Origin of the sequence: Kitasatospora sp. NBC_01266 (assembly GCF_036242395.1) — a bacterium.
Taxonomy (GTDB): Bacteria; Actinomycetota; Actinomycetes; order Streptomycetales; family Streptomycetaceae; genus Kitasatospora.
Genome location: NZ_CP108458.1, coordinates 7,876,949 through 7,897,102, shown reverse-complemented (window position 1 = coordinate 7,897,102; position 20,154 = coordinate 7,876,949). Strand labels below are relative to the sequence as shown.

Here is a 20,154-nt window from a genome sequence, read left to right as displayed (position 1 = left end):
CGTCATCGCTGAGTTGTCATCGCTGAGTTGTCGCTGGTGAGTTGTCGCTGGTGGCTTGTCGTTGCGGGGGGTCGTGGTGGTTCGTCAGCGGCCGCCCCGGGCGTGCCGGGCGAGGTGGCGCAGCGCCTCGCCGAACTCCCCGGCCACCCGGCGCACGGTCGCCGTGTCGTGGACGGCGGGGCGGTGGTGCCAGGTGAAGGCGAGGCGGCCGTTCTGCACCGCGCCCACCACCTCCACCAGGTGGGAGCCGCCGTCCCGGGGGTCGTGGTCCTGGCCGAAGGAGCCGTGCTCGGCGCGGACCAGGCCGCCTTCGGAGACCTCGGGGCGGGCGTCCCACTGGCCGAGGTAGTTGAAGACCACCTGGCCGTGCGCGCCGGCCGCCAGCCGCTCGCGGACCTCGGGCGAGCCGAAGGTGCGCAGGGCGCCGAAGCCCAGTCCGTTGCCCGGCACCGCGCGCAGCTGGCGGCGTACCGACTTCACCAGGGCGCGCCAGTCGCGGTCCGGGCCGAGGTCGTCGGGCGCGGGCACCTGGAAGGCGACCGGGTAGACGGTGGTGAACCAGCCGACCGTGTGGGACAGGTCCACGCCGTCCAGCACGTCCTCGCGGCCGTGTCCCTCCAGGTCCAGCCGGACCCGGTCGTGCCCGGTCCAGCGGGCCAGCGCCAGGGCGAGGGCGGCCAGCAGCACGTCGTTGACCCGGGTGCGGTACGCCGTCGGCGCGGCGCGCAGCAGGGCGGTGGTGTCCTCCTCGCCGAGTTCGACGGTGACTGCCGCGGTCTCGGCCACCTCGGGTCCGGCAGGCTGCTCGGACCGGGCGGATTCGGCGGTCACCACCTCCTCCCAGTAGGGCAGTTCGTGGTCCAGGCCGCCTTCGGCGACGTGCGCCGCGAGCCCCAGCGCCCACTGCCGGAAGGAGGTGCCGCGCTCCCCCAGCGTGACCGCCTCGCCCCGCGCGGCCTGCCGGTAGGCGCTCTCCAGGTCGTCGCGCAGCACCCGCCAGGAGACGGCGTCGACCACCAGGTGGTGGGCGACCAGCAGCAGGAAGACCGGTCGGCCGGGGTCGCCGGTGAACAGGGCCGCCCGCAGCAGCGGGCCGCGCGCCAGGTCGCAGCGGGCGTGCAGTTCGTCGGCGGCCTTCGCCATGGCCTTGTCCGCCTCCTCGCCGCCCTGTCCGGTCAGGTCGTGCTGAACCAGGACGTCCTCGGTGCGGGCCGGCGGCGGGTTGAACTGGTGCCAGCCCGCCTCGTCCCGGGTGAACCGCATCCGCAGGGCGTCGTGGTGCTCCAGCAGCGCGTCCAGCGCGGCGCGCAGCGCCTGCGGGTCGGGGGCGGCGCCGAGTTCCAGCAGCATCGACTGGTTGAAGTGCTGGTGGGCGGCGCGCGGGGTGCTCAGGAACCACTCCTGGATCGGGGTGAGCGGCACCTCGCCGGTCGCCGGGCCGTCGGCGCCGCGCTGGGGGGCGTCGCGCACGACGGTGGCCAGCTCGGCCACGGTCTGATGGGTGAACAGGTCCCGGGTCGCCAGGTGCAGGCCGTCCCGGCGCAGCCGCGAGACCACCTGCATGCTCAGGATGGAGTCGCCGCCGAGGACGAAGAAGTTGTCGTCGGCGCCGATCCCCTCGATGCCCAGCACGTCGGCCCAGATGGCGGCGATCCGGCGTTCGGTGTCGGTGCGCGGCGCGACCCGCGGGCCGGTGCCGGCCTGGCTGGGGCCGGGTTCGGGCAGGGCCCGCCGGTCGGTCTTGCCGTTCGGGGTGAGCGGCAGCCGTGCCAGCGGTACGAAGACCGAGGGGACCATGTGCGGCGGCAGCAGCCCGGCCAGGTGCCCGCGCAGTTCCCCGGCCGGGGAGCCGGCCGACTCGTCCACCGGGACGACGTAGGCCACCAGCCGGGCGGGCCCGGCGGTCGCCCCGTCGCCGGGCCGGTCGGTGCGCACCGTGACGACCGCGTCGCGGACCAGGGGGCTGCGGCGCAGCGCGCTCTCGATCTCACCGGGTTCGATCCGGAAGCCGCGCAGCTTGAGCTGGTCGTCCACCCGTCCGGCGAAGCGCAGTTCACCCTCGGCACCACGGCGCGCGAGGTCGCCGGTGCGGTACATGCGGTCGCCCGGGGCGCCGAACGGGTCGGCGACGAACCGCTGGGCGGTCAGCCCCGGGCGACCCAGGTAGCCGCGGGCGAGGCCGGGTCCGGCCACGTACAGCTCCCCGGTCACGCCGGGTGGCACGGGCCGCAGGGCGGCGTCCAGGACGTAGGCGCGGGTGGCGCCGGCGGGGTGGCCGATCGGCGGGGTGCCCGTGCCCGGCGCCAGTGGGCCGGTCCAACTGGCCACCACGGTGGCCTCGGTGGGACCGTAGGAGTTGATCATCCGGCGGCCGGGTGCCCAGCTGTCGACCAGGTCGGCCGGGCAGGCCTCGGCGCCGACGATCAGGGTGCGCAGCGCGGGCAGTTCCGCGGCCGTGCTCGGCTCCACGGTGGCCAGGGCCGCCGGGGGGATCAGCGTGTGGCTGATCCGGCGGTCGGCGAGGACTTCGGCCAGCCGCTCGCCGACCAGCGGTCCCTCCTCGCCGGTGACCAGCGCGGCCCCGCTGAGCAGCGAGACGCACAGTTCCAGCACCGAGGCGTCGAAGCTGGGCGAGGCGAACTGCAGCACCCGGTCGCCGGGGCCCGCGGCGTACTGCTCGGCGGCGGCCGCCGCGAAGCCGGCCAGTCCGCGGTGGGTCACCACCACGCCCTTGGGTGTCCCGGTCGACCCGGAGGTGTAGATGACGTAGGCGGGGTGCGCGGGGGTGAGCGGGGTGCTGCGGTCGGCGTCCGTCGGCGCGGTCTGCGGGCCGTCCGCGTCCCGCAGCTCGGCCGCGTCCCAGAGCTCGGCCGGGTCGTCGAGCAGCAGGCAGGCGCCCGCGTCGCGCACCATGAACTCCCGTCGCTGCGCCGGGTAGTCCGGGTCCACCGGCAGGAAGGCGCCGCCGGCCTTGCTGACGGCGAGCTGCGCCAGCACCATCACGGCGGCACGGGGCAGGGCCAGCGCCACCAGCCGCTCCGGTCCCACGCCGCGCCGGATGAGCCGGTGGGCGAGCCGGTTGGCCGCCCGGTCCAGCTGCGCGTAGGTCAGCTCCCGGTCGCCGTCCAGCAGCGCCACCGCGTCGGGTGTGCGGGCCGCCTGCCGCTCGAACAGCTCCGGCAGGGTGCGGGCGGGCACCGGGCGGAAGCTGCCCTGCGCCTGGTCCAGCAGGGTCTTCAGTTCCTCGTCCGAGGCCAGCGGCAGCGCGCCGACGGGGCGTTCGGGGTCGTCGGCGACGGCGGCCAGCAGGGTGGCGAGCTGGTCGGCCATCCGCTCCACCGTGGCCGCCTCGAACAGGTCGGTGTTGTAGGTGAGCAGGCCGTGCAGCGCTCCGGAGTCCGTCTCGGCGAACTCCAGGGTGAGGTCGAACGCCGACTGCTCCAGCTCGGTTTCGACGTCCGTGACGGCCAGGCCCGGCAGGTCGAGGTCGGTCGCCGGGGTGTTCTGCAGCACGACCATGACCTGGAAGAGCGGACTGCGGCTGGTGTCGCGGACCGGCTGCAGCTCGTCCACCACCCGCTCGAACGGCACCTCCTGGTGCGCGAAGGCGTCCAGCACCGTCTGCCGTACGCCGGTGAGGAGCTCGGTGAAGGGCTGCCGCGCCTCGACCGGCGAGCGCAGCACCAGGGTGTTGACGAAGAACCCGACCAGGTGCTGCGTCTCGGCCCGGTCGCGGCCCGAGGTGACGGTGCCGACCGCGATGTCCGTGTCGCCGCTGAGCCGGGCGAGGTAGGCCTGGGCGGCGGCGACCAGCGTGGTGAACAGGGTGGTTCCCCGCTCCTGGCCGACCCGGGCCAGCCGGCGGGCCGTGCGGGCCGGCAGTTCCAGGCGGGCACTGGCGCCGTTGCTGGTGCGCACGGCGGGCCGGGGCCGGTCGGTGGGCAGCCGCAGCGGCTCGGTACCCGCCAACTGCTGCTTCCAGTAGGCGAGCTGGTCGTCGGTACCGATGCCGCCGGCCGCGCGCTGCCAGTGCGCGTAGTCGGCGTACTGCACCGGCAGCGGCGGCAGGTCAGGCTCGGTGGAGCCCAGTTCGGCGCGGTAGAGGTGGGCCAGGTCGGTCAGCAGGACGGAGCTGGACCAGCCGTCGGTGACGATGTGGTGCAGGGTGAGGGCCAGCACGTGGTCCGCACCGGCCAGCCGGACCAGGTCGGCGCGCAGCAGCGGTCCCTCGCGCAGGTCGAAGGGGCGGGCGCGTTCGGCGGCGAGCAGCCGGTGCAGGGCCGACTGCCGCTGGTCCTCGGGCAGTTCGGACAGGTCGTGCAGGGGCAGCGGCACCTCCCGTGGCGGCTGGACGCGTTGGACGCCGTGGCCGTCGACGCTGTCGAAGGTGGTGCGCAGCGACTCGTGCCGGGCCACCAGGGCGCTCAGCGCCGCGCCGAGGGCGCCGAGGTCCAGGGCGCCGCGCAGCCGCAGCGCGAGCGCGGTGACGTACTCGGTGCCGCCGGGCGCGAACTCCTCCAGGAACCAGAGGCGTTGCTGGGCGTAGGACATCGGCGCCGCCGCGTCGCGGGCGACCGGGACGATGGCGGGGCGCCCGGTGCCGGCGGAGCCCGCGAGGGTGAGCAGCTGGGCCAGGGCGGCGGGCGTGGGGTGGGTGAAGACCTCCCGGGGTGTGAGGTCGGTGCCGAACGCCTCGGCCAGCCGGGCGGCGAGCCGGATGCTGAGGATGGAGTCGCCGCCCAGCTCGAAGAAGTCGTCCTCGACACCGGGCGGTTGGCTGCCCAGCACCGCGCCGAAGACCTCGGCCGCGCGGCGTTCGGCCTCGGTGCGCGGCTCGAGGCGCTCGCGGCGCCCGGCGCCGCGGGCGTCCGGCGCCGGCAGGGCCGCCCGGTCCACCTTGCCGTTGCCGCTCAATGGCAGGGCGGCGAGCGGGACGAAGGCGGTGGGCACGAGGTAGTCGGGCAGCGCGCGGGTGGCGAACGCCCGCAGCTCCTCGTGGTCGGCTCCGGCCGGGCCGACCACGTAGGCCACCAGGCGCTTGCTGCCGGGCCGGTCCTCGCGGGTCAGCACGGCGACGTCGGTGACGCCCGGGTGGGCGGCCAGCGCGGCCTCCACCTCACCGGGTTCCACCCGGAAGCCGCGGATCTTCACCTGGTCGTCCGCGCGGCCCAGGAACTCGACGGTGCCGTCCGGCCGCCGCCGGGCCAGGTCGCCGGTGCGGTACATCCGGGCGCCGGGCGGGCCGAACGGGTCGGCCGGGAAGCGGGCCGCGGTATCGCCGGGCCGGCCCAGGTAGCCGCGCGCCACACCCTCGCCGGCCACGAACAACTCGCCCGCGCAGCCCGGCGGGACGGGTCGCAGCCGGGTGTCGAGGACGTACACGCACTTGTCGTCCAGCGGGTGGCCGATCGGCACGGTGTCGGGCACCGTCGCCGGGTCGGCGAGGGCGAAGGCGGTCGCGAAGGTCGTGGTCTCGGTGGGTCCGTAGCCGTCCACCACGCCCAGGCCGGGGCAGGCGGCGAGCACCCGGCGCACGGCGGCGGCGGGCACCACGTCACCGCCGGTCCACACCCGGCGCAGGCCCGCGAAGCAGTGCGGCGCGTCCTGGGCCAGCAGCCGGAAGAGTCCGGCGGTGAGCCAGAGCGCCGTCAGCCCGCCGCTGCCGGCCAGCCGCCGCAGCAGCGCGGCGTCCACCGGCCCTTCGGGGGCCACCACCACGCAGCCGCCGTTCAGCAGCGGGGCCCAGACCTCGAAGGTGGCGGCGTCGAAGGCGACCGGCGAGTGCAGCAGCACCCGGTCGCAACTGCCGTCGGCGAAGCGGCTGTCGGTGGCCAGCGAGGCGACGTCGCGGTGCCGGACCGCCACCGCCTTGGGCACTCCGGTGGATCCGGAGGTGAACATCACGTATGCCAGCCGGTCGGGGTCGGCGATCGGCAGCACCGCGTCGGCGCGGACGGCCGAGTCGGTGCGGACGGCCGAGTCGGTGCGCGGCGCCTCCTCGGTGCGGGCGGCGGCGACCTGTTCGGCGGTGAGCCGCAGGGTGGCACCCGCCTGGGCGAGCAGGACGCGGCGGCGCTCCTCGGGGGCCCGGGTGTCCACGGGCAGGTACGCGCCGCCCGCCTTGAGGACGGCCAGTTGGGCGACCACGAGTTCGGCCGAGCGGTCCATCAGCAGCGCCACCCGGCCCTCCGGCGCCAGCCCGTCGGCCAGCAGCCGGGCGGCCAGGAGGTCGGACCAGCCGGCGAGCTGACGGTAGGTCAGTTCCCGTTCGCCGTCCTGCAGCGCGAGCGCCTCGGGGGTGCGGCGGGCCTGCTCGGCGAAGACCTGCACCGGGCCGGCCGGCGCCGCCCGGCGGGCGGTGGCGTGCCAGGAGGCCAGCAGGTCCCGGTCGGCCGCGGTGAGCGCGTCCAGTTCGCCGAGGTCACCGCCGAGGTCACCGTCTAGGCCGTCGGCGAGGGCGGTGAGCAGCACGGTCAGGCGGTCCGCCGCGTCCGCCGCGGTGCGGTGGTCGAACAGCGCGGGGTCGTAGGCCAGATCGAAGCCGAGCCGCTCGGCCAGGTGGGCGCGCAGGCACCAGGGGAAGGTGGTGGCGTCGTCGGCGCGCACCTCCGCCACCCGTACGCCGGTCCTGGCGGCGACCGACTCGTCGACGGGATAGTTCTCGAACACCACCATGCTGTCGAAGAGCGCCTCGCCGGGCGGCACCTCGCTGAAGCCCTGGATCCGGGAGAGCGCCAGGTGGTCGAAGGGGCGGCTGTCGCTCTGCCGCTCCTGAAGGTCCCGCAGCCAGGGCAGCACACCCCCAGTGGGTATCCGGACCCGGGTCGGCACGGTGTTGATGAACATGCCGATCATCGATTCCACACCGGGCAGTTCGGCCGGGCGCCCGGAGACGGTGGTGCCGAACACCACGTCGTCCGATCCGCTGCAGCGCGCCAGCAGCAGTCCCCAGGCGCCCTCCACCACGGTGTTGACGGTCAGTCCGGCGGCGGCGGCCCGCTCCCGCAGCCGCTGCGAGAGGGCCTCGTCCAGCTCGTGGTGGACGGCCGCGGTGGAGCGGGCGCGGTGCGCCTGCGCGGGCGTGCGGTCGTACGGCAGCGGGGTGCGCGCGGTGAAGCCGGCCAGCGCCTGAACCCAGTGGGCCTCGGCGGCCTGCTCGTCCTGCTCGCCCAGCCAGCGCAGGAAGTCCGCGAACGGCCGCCGCGGCGGCTGGGGTTGCCGCGGACCGCCGGTCAGCGCCGCGTACTGCTCGCACACCTCGATGAGCAGCTGCCCGGTGCTCCAGCCGTCCAGGATGAGGTGGTGGGTGGACCAGAGCAGCAGGACCTCGTCGCCGGGCAGCGCGGCCAGGGTGAGCCGGGTCAGCGGCGCGGTGGTCAGCTCCAGGCCCGCCGCGCGGTCGGCGGCGATCAACCGCTCGGTCCACTCCTCCCGCTGATCGGGCGCCAGCTCCCGCCAGTCCAGCTGGGTGACGGGCAACTCGACCTGTTGGAAGACCACTTGGGTCGGGTGCGGCAGACCGCGCCAGTGCACGCTGGTGCGCAGCGCCGGGGTGCGGTCGGCGACCAGCTGCCAGGCCTCGGCGAGCGCGGACGGGTCGGCCACCCCGGCCAGCCGCACCGCGATCCGGTCGAAGTAGGCGCCCTCGGTGTCGACCAGACCGTGGAAGAGCATCCCGGACTGCAGCGGGGTCAGCGGCAGGACGTCGGCGACCTGCCGCCCGTCGCCGATCAGCCGGTCCAGCTGCTCCTGGTCGAGGCCGGCCAGCGGGAAGTCGGACGGGGTGCGGCCGCCGGCCTCGGGACCGGCGCAGTGCGCCACGATCTCGCGCAGCGCGGCGCACATCTGCTCGGCCAGCTCGCGGACGGTGGACTCGTCGTAGACGGCCGGCGGGTAGCTCCAGCCCAGTTCGAGGCGGCCGTGCTGGACCACTCCGGTGATGTCCAGCAGGTAGGGGCGGGGTTCGTCCGGGTCGGTGTCGCGCCCGGCCGGCGGCAGGACGTCGCGGTAGAGGCCGTCGGCGCCGGTGCCGGTGCCGGTGCCGGTGCCGGTGCCGGTGCCCCCAGGCTCCCACTGCCCGTGGTAGTTGAAGCCGATCCGCGGCGCCGACGCACCGGCCAGCGGGCTGTCCGGCAGCAGGTGGCGCAGCGCGCCGTAACTCAGCCCGTGCAGCGGGACGGCGCGCAGCTGCTCCTTGACCGAGCGCAGGGTGTCGTGCCAGCCGGCCTCGGGGTCGACGCTCAGCGCGAGCGGGAACTCGGCGGTGAACCAGCCCACCGTCCGGGACAGGTCCAGGTCCTCGAAGAGGTCCTCGCGGCCGTGCCCCTCCACGCCGACCAGCACGCTCTCGCGCCCGCACCAGCGGGCCAGGGTGCGGCCCAGGGCGCTGAGCAGCACGTCGTTGACCTGGGTGCGGTAGACCTCGGGGACCTCGCGCAGCAGCGCGCCGGTCGCCCGCTCGTCCAGCGTCACGGTGAGCGTGGCGGCGCCGCCGTGGGTGTTGGGACCGGGCCGCCCGGCGGGCAGTTCGGCCGGGGCCGCGGCGGTGCGCGTCCAGTGCTCCAGGTCGGCGTCCAGCGCGCCGCAACGGGTGTGCTCCGCCAGCCGGGTGGCCCAGCGGCCGTACGAGGTGCCCGCCGGAGGCAGCTCAACGGGCCGGCCGGCCTTGGCCGTTCGGTACGCCGCCGCGAGGTCGTCCGGCAGGATCCGCCAGGAGACGCCGTCCATGGCCAAGTGGTGGACGGTGATCACGAGTTGGCCGGGCTGCTGCGGGCCGCGGTCGAACAGCAGCACCCGGGCCAGCCAGCCCTCGGTGGGGTCGAGCGCGGCCTGGGCCTGGTCGGTGACGCGCTGCACCTGCGCCTCCAGCGCGGCGGCGTCGAGGCCGGCCACCTCGTGCCGGGTGAAGACGCCGTCCGGCGCCTGGGCCAGGACCTCCTGCCGCCAGCCGGTGCCGGTGTGCTGGAACCGGGTGCGCAGGGCCGCATGGTGCCGCACCAGGGCCAGGGCGGCCTGCTGCAGGGCCACCGGGTCGGCGCCCGGGGCCAGCTCCAGGCGCTGGGTCATCGTGAAGCGCAGCCGGTCGCTGGGGCTGCGGCCGTCGAGGTACCAGTGCTGGATCGGGGTGAGCGGCGCGTCGCTCGGCTCGGTGGCCTCGCCGGCCGCCGGGTGCGCGGCCACCTCGCCGGTCCGCAGGGCGAGTTCGGCCACGCTCTGGTGCCGGAAGACGTCCTTGGTGGTGAGCGCGAGTCCGGCGGCGCGGGCCCGGGAGACGATCTGGATGCTGAGGATGGAGTCGCCGCCGAGCGCGAAGAAGTTGTCCCGCGCGCCCACCCTGGGCACGCCAAGCACCTCGGCCCAGATCGCGGCGAGCCGCTCCTCGGTGCCGGGCCGGGGCGCCACGTAGCTGGTGGCACTGTCGGGCTGGGCGGGCGGCGCGGGCAGCGCGCGGCGGTCGGTCTTGCCGCTGGTGGTGCGCGGGATCCGCGCCAGCGGGACGAACGCGGCGGGCACCATGTGGTCGGGCAGCGTGCGCCGCAGCCGGGCCCGCAGCTCGTCGGCGGGCGGCACCCGGTCCCCGGCGGGCACCAGGTAGGCGACCAGCATCAGGCGGCCGGCGTGCTCGCGCGCGGTGACCACGGCGTCGGTGACGTCCGGGTGGTCCAGCAGGGCGGCCTCGATCTCGCCGGGCTCGATCCGGAACCCCCGGATCTTGACCTGCTCGTCGACCCGGCCGAGGAACTCCAGCAGCCCGTGCCCGTCCCAGCGGGCCAGGTCGCCGGTGCGGTACATCCTCCCCGCCTCCGGGCCGAACGGGTCGGCCAGGAAGCGGGCGGCGGTCAGTCCGGGCCGGTTCAGGTAGCCGCGGGCCACCTGCGCCCCGGCCAGGTACAGCTCCCCCGGCACGCCGGGCGGCACCGGGCGCAGCGCGCCGTCCAGCACGTAGGCCCGCAGGTTGCCGCCGGGGCGGCCGATGACCGGGCGCTCGGGGCGGTCGGCGCAGCGGGCGTAGACGGCGTCGACGGTGCACTCGGTGGGCCCGTACATGTTGTGGACGGTGACGCCGAAGTCCGCTCCCGCCGCGCACAGCTCCTGCCAGGCGGCGGCGGAGACGGCCTCGCCGCCGACCAGCAGCAGGCCCGGGTGGTGACGGCCCGGCGCGAGCAGTCCGGCGGCGGTGAGTTCGCGCAGGAAGGAGGGGGTGACGTTGACCAGGTCCAGGCGACGTTCGGCGATCTGGGCGCAGAACGCCTGGGGGTCCAGCCGGACGTCCTCGTCGATCAGGTGGACCTCCTGGCCGAACGCGAGCAGCAGGAGGCCTTCCCAACTGGTGTCGAAGGAGAACGAGGCACTGAGCGCGACCCGCAGCCGCCGCCCGTCGGTGGTGTGCGGCACGACCAGTGACTCGCGGTGGTCCTGGCAGAGGTTGACCAGTTGGCGGTGCTCCACCGCGACGCCCTTGGGCCGGCCGGTGGAGCCGGAGGTGTAGATGATGTAGGCGGTGTGCTGCGGCAGCAGGGGGCAGAGCCGGTCGGCGTCGGTGAGGTCGTGGGCGGGCAGCCGGTCCCACGGCACCTCGCGCAGCGCGTCCGCCGTCAGCACGGTCCGCGGCCGGGCGTCGTCGAGCAGGAAGGCGACCCGCTCCTCGGGCAGCTCCGGGTCGACGCAGAGCAGGGTGGCGCCCGCCTTGAGCACCGCGAGCACCGCGACCAGCAGGTCCGAGGTGCGCGGCAGCCGCAGGGCGACCACCCGCTCCGGGCCGGCCCCTTGGGCGACCAGGTGGTGGGCGAGCCGGTTGGCCCGCCGGTTGAGGGCGGTGAAGTCGAGGGTGGCGTCCCGGGCCACCAGGGCGGTCTCCCGCGGGGTGCGGGCGGCCTGCGCCTCGAACAGGGCGGTGAAGGTGGTGTCCGCCACCGGCAGCCGCTCGCCGTGCCCGTCCTGGAGCACCTGCCGCCGCTCCTCGCTCGTCATCAGCGGCAGCGCGCCGACCGCGCGGCCCGGCTCCTCGGCCGCGGCGGCCAGCAGGGTCCGCAGCTGGGCGGCCAGGCGCTCGGCGGTGTCCGGGTCGAACAGGCCGGTGCTGTACTCCAGGTAGCCGGTCAGGCCGCCGTCGCGCTCGACGAAGTCGAAGGCGAGGTCGAAGGTGGCGGTGCGGATCGGCGAGGTCACCGGCTCAACGTCCAGGCCGGGCAGCCGCAGTGCCTCGGTGCCCAGGTTGTGCAGCGCCACCATCACCTGGAACAGCGGCGTGCGGCTGGTGTCGCGCTCCGGCTGGAGGGCGTCCACCAGCCGCTCGAAGGGGACCTCCTGGTGGGCGAAGGCCTCGAGCACGGTGTCGCGCGAGGCGGCGAGCTGCTCGCGGAACGACAACTCCGGGCGCACCGTGTCGCGCAGCACCAGGGTGTTGACGAACATGCCGACCACGTCGTGCAGTTCGTGCCGCTCGCGACCCGAGGCGACGGTGCCGACCGCGACGTCCTGCTGGCCGGCCCAGCGGGCGAGCAGGATCTGACAGGCCGTCAGCAGGGTCATGTAGAGGGTGGCGTCGGCCTCCCGGCCCCGCTCGCGCAGCCGCTCGGTCAGCGCGGCCGGCAACGTGAAGGTCACCATGGCCCCCTCGCCGGTGCGGACGGCGGGCCTGGGCCGGTCGGTGGGCAGCTCCAGCGGGATCATGCCGTCCAGCGCCCCACGCCAGTAGGCCAGGTCCGCCTCGGCGTGCTCGCTGCGGGCCCGCTGCCAGGCGGCGAAGTCGGTGTAGCGCACCGGCAGTTCGGGCAGCTCCGGGCTGCGCCGCTGGTGCGCCGCCGCGTACAGCTCGCCCAGGTCGCGGCCCAGCACGCCCACCGACCAGCCGTCGGTGGCGATGTGGTGCACCGCCAGCACCAGCACGTGCTCCTCCACGGCCAACCGCACCAGCCGGGCCCGCAGCAGCGGACCGGTGGCCAGGTCGAACGGGGCGGCGGCGACGCGCTCCAGCAGCTGCTCCAGGCCTGCGGCAGTGAGCTCCTCGACCGGCAGCTCGACCGGGTACGGCGGGCGCACCACCTGCCGCGCGCGCCCGTCCTGCTCGGCGAACGTGGTGCGCAGCGCCTCGTGCCGCTCGACCAGAGCGTCCAGCGCGGTGCGCAGGGCGCTCTCGTCGAGCGGGCCGCGCAACCGCAGCACGGACAGGGTGGTGTACTCGGTGCTGCCCGGCTCGAACCGGTCGAGGAACCAGAGCCGCTGCTGGGCGTAGGAGAGCGGCGGCTCGGTGTCCGGGCCGACGGCGGGGATGGCGTCGGTGGACGGGCCCCCGTCCCCGGCCGGCTCGCCGAGCGCGGCGGCCAGGTCGGACAGCGTGGCGTGGGTGAACAGCAGCCGGGGCGAGACGTCCGCGCCGAACGCCGCGCGCAGCCGGGAGGTGACCCGGATGGCGAGGATGGAGTCGCCGCCCAGGGCGAAGAAGTCGTCCTCGACGCCGACCTGGTCGGTGTCCAGCACGTCCTGCCAGGCCTGGGCGACCAGCCGTTCGGCGAGGGTGCGCGGCGCGGTGCGCTCAAGGCCTGCGGCGAAGCCGTCCGGGCCGGGCGCGGGCAGCGCCCGCCGGTCGAGCTTGCCGTTGACGGTGAGCGGCAGGGCCGGGACCGACACGTAGGCGGCGGGCACCAGGTAGGCGGGCAGCAGGCGTTCCAGGTGCGCGCGCAGCTCGGCGGCGGTCGGCGGCGCCTGCCGGTCACCGCCGCCGACCACGTGGGCCACCAGGCGGCGGGTACCGGCGGCGTCCTGGTACACGCCCACGGTGGCGGCGGCGACGCCCGGGTGGGTGTGCAGGGCGGCCTCGATCTCGCCGGGCTCGATCCGGTAGCCGCGGATCTTCACCTGCTGGTCGGCGCGGCCCAGGTACTCCAGGGTGCCGTCGGCCCGCCAGCGGGCCCGGTCGCCGGTGCGGTACATGCGGGTTCCGGACGCGCCGAACGGGTCGGCGAGGAAGCGGGTGGCGGTCAGGCCGGGCCGGTTCAGGTAGCCGCGGGCCAGGCCCTGGCCCGCCACGTACAACTCGCCCACCGCGCCCGGCGGGACGGGGGCCAGGTCGGCGTCGAGCAGGTACACCCGCAGGTCGGGGATGCCGGTGCCGATCGGTCCCGCGCCACCGCCGGCGGCGGCCGTCGTGTGGTCCAGCGGGGCGTGGGTGACGTGCACGGTGGTCTCGGTGATGCCGTACATGTTCACCAGCCGCGGTGCGGTGTCCGGGTGGCGCCCGTACCAGTCGGCGAGCCGGGTCACGTCCAGCGCCTCGCCGCCGAAGACCACCGTGCGCAGCGCCAACCGGTCGCCGAGCTCGGGGTGTTCGGCGTCCGCGCGGATCAACGGGTAGAACGCGGACGGGGTCTGGTTGAGCACGGTGACCTGCTCGTCGGCGAGCAGGCGCAGGAAGTCCTCCGGCGAGCGGGCGGTGTCCTCGGGCACCACGACGAGCCGGCCGCCGTGCAGCAGCGGGCCCCACAGCTCCCAGACCGAGAAGTCGAAGGTGTAGGAGTGGAAGAGCGTCCAGACGTCCTGGGCGCCGAAGTCGAACCAGGGCCGGGTACTGCTGAACAGCCGCACCACGTTGGCGTGCGGCACCACGACGCCCTTGGGGCGGCCGGTGGAACCGGAGGTGAAGATGGCGTAGGCGGGGCTGTCGGGCAGCGGGCGGCGGGCCGGGGCGGGCCCCGCGCTCGGCCGCCGCGCCAGGTCGGCGCGCACCTCGGGATCGTCCAGCGCCAGCACGGGCACGCCGGTGTCCGCCGCCGCCGAGCTGGTCACCAGCGCCACCGGCTCGGCGTCGCGCAGCAGTTGGGCGAGGCGTTCGGCGGGCAGGCCGGGGTCGATCGGCAGGTAGGCCGCGCCCGTCTTGAGGACGGCGAGCACCGCGACCACCAGGTCCACCGAGCGGGGCAGCGCGAGGGCCACGAACCGCTCAGCGCGGGCGCCGAGTTCGGCCAGCCGGTGGGCGAGCCGGTTGGCCCGCGCGTCCAGCGTGGCGTAGTCGAGGCGGTCGTCGCCGTAACTGACCGCCTCGGCACGGGGGGTGCGGGCGACCTGGGCCTCGAAGAGGTCCACCAGGGTCCGTTCGGGCCGGCCCTGCGCGGTGCCGTTCCAGTCGACCAGCAGGCGCCGGCGCTCCTCGGCGGTCGTCCAGGCCAGGGCGCGCAGCGGGCGGTGCGGATCCCCGGCCAGTTCGGTCAGCTCGGTGAGCAGCAGGCAGAGCCGGTCGGCGAGACTCCGTACGGTCGCGGCGTCGAACAGCTCCGGGTCGTAGGCGAGGTCGAAGCCGAACCGCTCGCCCTGGTAAGCCCGAAGCACCAGCGGGTAGTTGGTGGCGTCGCTGGAGGAGACGTCGGTCAGCCGCACGCCGGAGCTCGCCGTGCGGGTCTCGTCGAAGGGGTAGTTCTCGAAGGCGACCATGCTGTCGAACAGCGCGCTGCCGGACGGCACCTCGCTGAACCCGGTCAGCTCGGCGAGCGAGACGGCGGCGAACCGCCGTGCCTCGGCCTGCGCCTCCTGCAGCTCCCGCAGCCAGGCGAGCGCGGGGCGAGCGCCGTCCACCCGGACCCGGGTGGGCAGGGTGTTGATGAACATGCCGATCATCGACTCGACGCCGGGCAGCTCCTCGGGGCGTCCCGAGACGGTGGTCCCGAACAGCACGTCCGGCTCGGCGCTGTAGCGGGAGAGCAGCAGCGCCCAGGCGCCCTGGACCATGGTGCTGAGGGTCAGCCCGGCCTGCCGGGCGGTGCGGGCCAGTTGCCCGGACACCTGCTCGGACAGCCCGCCCGTGTGCACCTGCGCCGACCTGGCCCGGTGGACCTCGCGCCGGACCCGGTCGACCGGCAGCGCGGTCGGGGAGGCGAAGCCGTCCAGCACACCCCGCCAGTGCGCGCGGGCGGCGTCGCCGTCCTGGTCGGCCAGCCAGCGCACGTAGTCGCCGAACGGCCGGCGCACGGCCGGGCGGTCCCCGGCGCCGGTGGTCAGCGCCGCGTACTCCTCGAACACGTCGGTGAGCACCTGGGCCAGGCTCCAGCCGTCCAGGATCAGGTGGTGGGAGGTCCAGAGCAGTTGCAGGCCCGCGTCGGGCAGCCGGACCAGGGTGAGCCGCATCAGCGGCGCGGCGCCGATGTCGATGCCCCGGGCGAGGTCCTCGGCGCGCAGCCGGGCCAGCCGCTCGGCCCGCTCGCGCGGGTCCACCGCCCGCAGGTCCAGCTGGGTCACCGGCACCTCGACGGCGCGGTGCACCACCTGGAGCGGCGCGGGGACGCCCTCCCAGACCACCGAGGTGCGCAGCGCGGGCGTGCGGTCGGTGACCCGCTGCCAGGCGACGGCCAGCGCGTGCGGGTCGCTGACGCCCGCCAGCAGCAGCGCGGCCTGGTCGACGTACACGTCGTCAGGCCCGCCGACCAGGCGGTGGAAGAGCATGCCCTCCTGGAGCGGGGTGAGCGGCAGCAGGTCCTCGACCTGCCGCCCGTCGCCGACCAGTCGGTCCACCCCGGCCTGGTCGAGGCGGGCCAGTGGGAAGTCCGAGGGGGTGCGGCCGCCGGCCCCGGGCCGGGCGCAGTGCTCGACGATGGCGGCCAGCGCACCGGTCATGGCGTCGGCCAGGGCGCGCACGGTCGCCGCCCGGTGCACCTGGTCGCTGTAGTGCCAGGTGATCTCCAACTCGCCGTCGGCCACCACGGCGGAGACGTCGAGCAGGTGGTCCAGCGGCTCGTCGGCGGCCAGGTCGCGGCCCGGCACCTCGCCGGCGGGGGCGAAGTCGCCGCCCTCGGCGGCCGTCCACTGCCCGTGGTAGTTGAAGCACACCTGGGGCAGCGGTACCTCGCGCAGCGCGCGGGCGGCCGGGTCGGGCGAGCCGAGCCGGGCCAGCGCCTCGTAGCTCAGGCCGCGCCGGGGCACGGCGCGCAGCCGCTCCTTGACGCTCTTCAGGGTGGCGGCCCAGTCCGGGGCGCCGGCCGGACCGGCCGGGACGAGGGTGACGGGGTACTGGGCGGTGAACCAGCCCACCGTCCGCGCCAGGTCGACGTGGTCGAAGAGTTCCTCCCGGCCGTGGCCCTCCAGGGCGACGGTCACCCGCTCGGCGCCGGTCCAGTCGGCGAGCACCCGGCCGAGCGCGCTGAGCAGCACGTCGTTGACCTGGGTGCGGTAGACCCCGGGGACCCGGCGCAGCAGGGCCTCGGTGGTGGCGCGGTCCACCCGGGTGCGCACGGTGCGCACGGATCCGGCCAGCGGGGTGCCGCGGTGGTCGACGGGCAGCACGGTGGCCGGTGCCAGGGCCTCGGCCGTCCAGTACGGCAGGTCCGCGTCGAGCTCCCCGGCCCGCACCCGCTCGGCCAGTTGATCCGCCCAGTCGGTGAACGGGGTCTGCTCGGGCTCCAGTTGCACGGGCTCGCCCGCGACCGCCTGCCGGTAGGCGCGCTCCAGGTCGGCGAGCAGCACCCGCCAGGAGACGCTGTCCACGGCCAGGTGGTGGGCCGTCAGGAAGAGCTGGGGCCTGGCGTCGCCGGTGGGCAGCAGCAGGGCCGCGCGCAGCAGTGCGCCGGTGGCCGGGTCCAGCGCCGCGCGGGCGGCGTCGGCGGCCTGAACACGGACGGCCTGGAGCCGGGCGGCCTGGTCGGCCTCGGCGTCGGCGGCCTGGTCGGCGCCGGTCACGCCCGGGTCGTGGCGGGTCAGCAGCCCCGTGGCCGGGCCGACGCCGGGGTGCTGGCGCCAGCTGTCGCCGGTGCGGGTGAACCGGGTGCGCAGCGCCGGGTGCGCGGTCGCCACGGCCTGGAGCGCCTGCTCCAGAGCCGGCTCGTCCAGCTCGCGCGGCAGGTCGAGCAGCATCGACATGCTGAAGCGGCTCAGCGGGCCGTGGGCGGCGAAGAACCACTCCTGCACCGGGGTCAGCGGGGCGGGGCCGTCCTCCTGCGGTCGCCGGGGCCCGGCCGGGCCGGTGCTCCGGCGGGCGGCGGCGACCAGGTCGGCGACGGTCTGGTGGCGGAAGACGTCGCTCGAGCTGAGCTGCAGCCCGGCGGCGCGGGCCCGGGAGACGGCCTGGATGCTCAGGATCGAGTCGCCGCCCAGCTCGAAGAAGTTGTCCGTGACGCCGACCCTGGCCACGCCGAGCACCTCGGCCCAGACCTCGGCCAGGGTCTGCTCGTCGGGGGTGCGCGGGGCGACGAACTCCCGCTCCCGTCCGTCGCCTTCGAGGTCGGGGGCGGGCAGGGCGCGGCGGTCCAGCTTGCCGCTGGTGGTGAGCGGCAGCGCGTCGAGCGCGGTGAAGGAGGACGGCACCAGGTGGTCGGGCAGCACCAGCCGCAGGGCGGCGCGCAGTTCGGCGGCGGGGCGGGCGGTGCCGACGGGGACCAGGTAGGCGGCCAGCCGGGTGTGGCCGTGCGCGTCCGGGACCGCGACGACGGCGGCGGCGGCGACCTCCGGCAGGTCCAGCAGCGCCGCCTCGACCTCGCCCGGTTCGATCCGGTGGCCGCGCACCTTGATCTGGTCGTCGGCGCGTCCGAGGTAGTCCAGGCGTCCGTCGGCGGTCCACCGGGCCAGGTCGCCGGTGCGGTACATCCGGGTGCCCGGCACCCCGAACGGGTCGGCCAGGAACCGCGCCGCGGTCAGCCCCGGGCGGTCGGCGTAGCCGCGGGCGACCTGCTCGCCCGCCAGGTACAGCTCGCCGCCGACCCCGGGCGGCACCGGCTGCAGCCGGTCGTCCAGCACGTAGGCCCGCACGCCCGGCAGCGGGCGGCCCACCAGCGGGCGGTCCTCGGCCGCGATGCGGCAGGCGAGCGCGTCGACCGTGCACTCGGTGGGTCCGTAGAAGTTGTAGGCGGCCACCTCCGGGTGACCGGCCAGCTCGCGCCACAGGCCCGGGCCGATGGCCTCGCCGCCGAACATCAGCACCCGCGGGCGGTGCCGCGGATCGGTGAGCAGCCCGGCGGGCAGCAGTTGCCCGAGGTAGGAGGGGGTCACGTCGAGGAAGTCGATGCGGTGCCGCACGACGTACTCGACCAGCGCGGCCGGATCCATCCGGGTCACCTCGTCCACCAGGTGCAGCGGGTGGCCGTCGGCCAGCAGCAGCACGCCCTCCAGCGAGGTGTCGAAGGAGAACGAGGCGGTCAGCGCCACCCGCAGCGGCCCGCCGCCCGCGTCGGCCACGAAGCCGGCCCGGTGGGCGGCCAGCAGGCTCAGCATCGAACGGTGCGGCACCGCGACGCCCTTGGGGCGGCCGGTGGAGCCCGAGGTGTAGATGACGTACGCGGTGTTCGCCGGGTGCACCGGGGCGAGCCGGTCGGCGTCGCCGGGGTCGGTGTCCGGGGCCGTGTCGGGCACCGCGCGCAGCGCGGCCTCGTCCAGCACCAGCGCCGGGCGGGCGTCGTCCAGCAGGTAGCGCACCCGCTCGGCCGGCAGCGCGGGGTCCAGCGGCAGGTAGCCGGCGCCGGACTTCCAGACGGCGAGGATCGCCGTGATCATGTCGGCGGTGCGCGGCAGCCGCAGCGCGACCAGCCGTTCGGGACCGGCGCCGAGGGCGATCAGGTGGTGGGCGAGCCGGTTGGCGCGGGCGTTGAGCGTCGTGTAGTCCAGCCGCTCGTCGCCGGCGACCAGGGCGAGCGCGTGCGGGGTCAGGGCCGCCCGGCGCTCGAGGAGTTCGGGGTAGCCGGCCTCCTCGACCGGCGGCGCGGCGGGGTTCCAGTCCCGCGTCACCTGGCGGAGCTCCCGCGCGGAGAGCAGCGGCAGGGTGCTCAGCGGCCGGTCCGGTTCGGCGGCGGCGCCGTCCAGCAGCCGCAGCAGTTGGTCGGCCATCCGCCGCACGGTGGGCTCGTCGAACAGGTCGGTGCGGTACTCCAGCAGGCCGGTCAGCCCCTCCCCGTCCGGTACGAACTCCACGCTCAGGTCGAAGGTGGCGGCCTGCCGGGGTATCTCGACCGGGGTGACGGCCAGCCCGTGCGGGGCGGTGGCGGCGGGCGGGGCGGGGTGCAGCAGGACCATCACGTCGAACAGCGGGTTGCGGCCCGCCTCGCGCGGTGCGCCCACCGCCTCCACCAGCCGCTCGAACGGCGTGTCGCCGTACGCGAAGGAGTCGTTGACGGTGCCGGTGGCGGCCGCCACCAGGGAGCGGAAGGACCCCTGCACCTGGGTGCGCAGCACCACCGTGTTGACGAAGCAGCCGACGGCCCGTTCCAGGTCGGTGCGCGAGCGTCCGAGCGTCAGGGAGCCGACGGTGACGTCGGCCTGGCCGGACCAGCGGGCCAGCAGCGCCTGGGTGGCGGCGACCAGGGCGGTGTAGAGCGTGCTGCGCTGCTCGGTCACCAGCTCGCGCAGCCGGGCCGTCAGCCGCGCGGGGACGGTGAAGGTGTGGATCGCGCCCGGGCCGGCCTCCTCGCCGCGCCGCGGGTGGTCCAGCGGCAGCTCCGGTGCCACCGCACCGGCCAACTGACCCTTCCAGTAGCCGAGCTGCTTCTCCAGCCGGGCGCCGGAGAGCTGTTCGCGCTGCCACGCCGCGAAGTCCGGGTACTGGGTGGCCACCGGGGGCAGCTGCGCTGCCACGCCCCGGGCCAGGGCGTCGTAGGCGGTGCACAGCTCGTCCAGCAGCACGCCCATCGACCAGCCGTCGGTGACGATGTGGTGCGCGGTCAGCAGCAGCACGTGCGAGGTGTCCGACTCGCGCACCAGCAGCGCGCGCAGCGGCGGCCCCTGCCGCAGGTCGAACGGGCGGGAGTACTCCGCCAGCAGCGTCGCGTCGAGGGTCCCCGGCGCGGTCAGCTGCTGGACCGGCAGCGGCACCGGCCCCGCCGGGTGCACGGTCTGCGCCAGCCGGCCGTCGGTCTCCTCGAAGGTGGTCCGCAACCCCTCGTGGCGGGCCACGACGGCGGCCAGCGCCCCGGCGAGCGCCCGGTGCTCCAGCGGCCCGGTGAACCGCACGGCGACCGCGCTGTTGTAGCGGGAGTCGCCGGGCCGCAGCTGCTCCAGGAACCACAGGCGCTGCTGGACGAAGGAGAGGGGCAGCGGGCGGTCGCGGTCGGCGCGCGGGATGGACCGGTCGCCGCTGGCCCCCTCGCCGCCGGACCGTCCGGCCAGCCGGCGGCGCAGCGCTTCCTGGAGGTCCCCGGGCAGGGCCGCGGCGCGGTCTCGCTTCGAAGGCGTCATGGTCGTCGGGTC

Annotated in this window: 1 protein-coding gene; it reads right to left on the bottom strand. The window is 75.9% G+C overall.

Going from position 1 to position 20,154, the window contains the following annotated elements; translation table 11 throughout:
* Nucleotides 1-84: 84 nt before the first annotated feature.
* Nucleotides 85-20,142: a non-ribosomal peptide synthase/polyketide synthase gene (locus OG403_RS33745; protein ID WP_329571196.1), complete on the bottom strand. Its 20,058-nt coding sequence runs from the start codon at nt 20,140-20,142 to the stop codon at nt 85-87.
* Between the last annotated feature and the right edge of the window lie 12 nt (nt 20,143-20,154).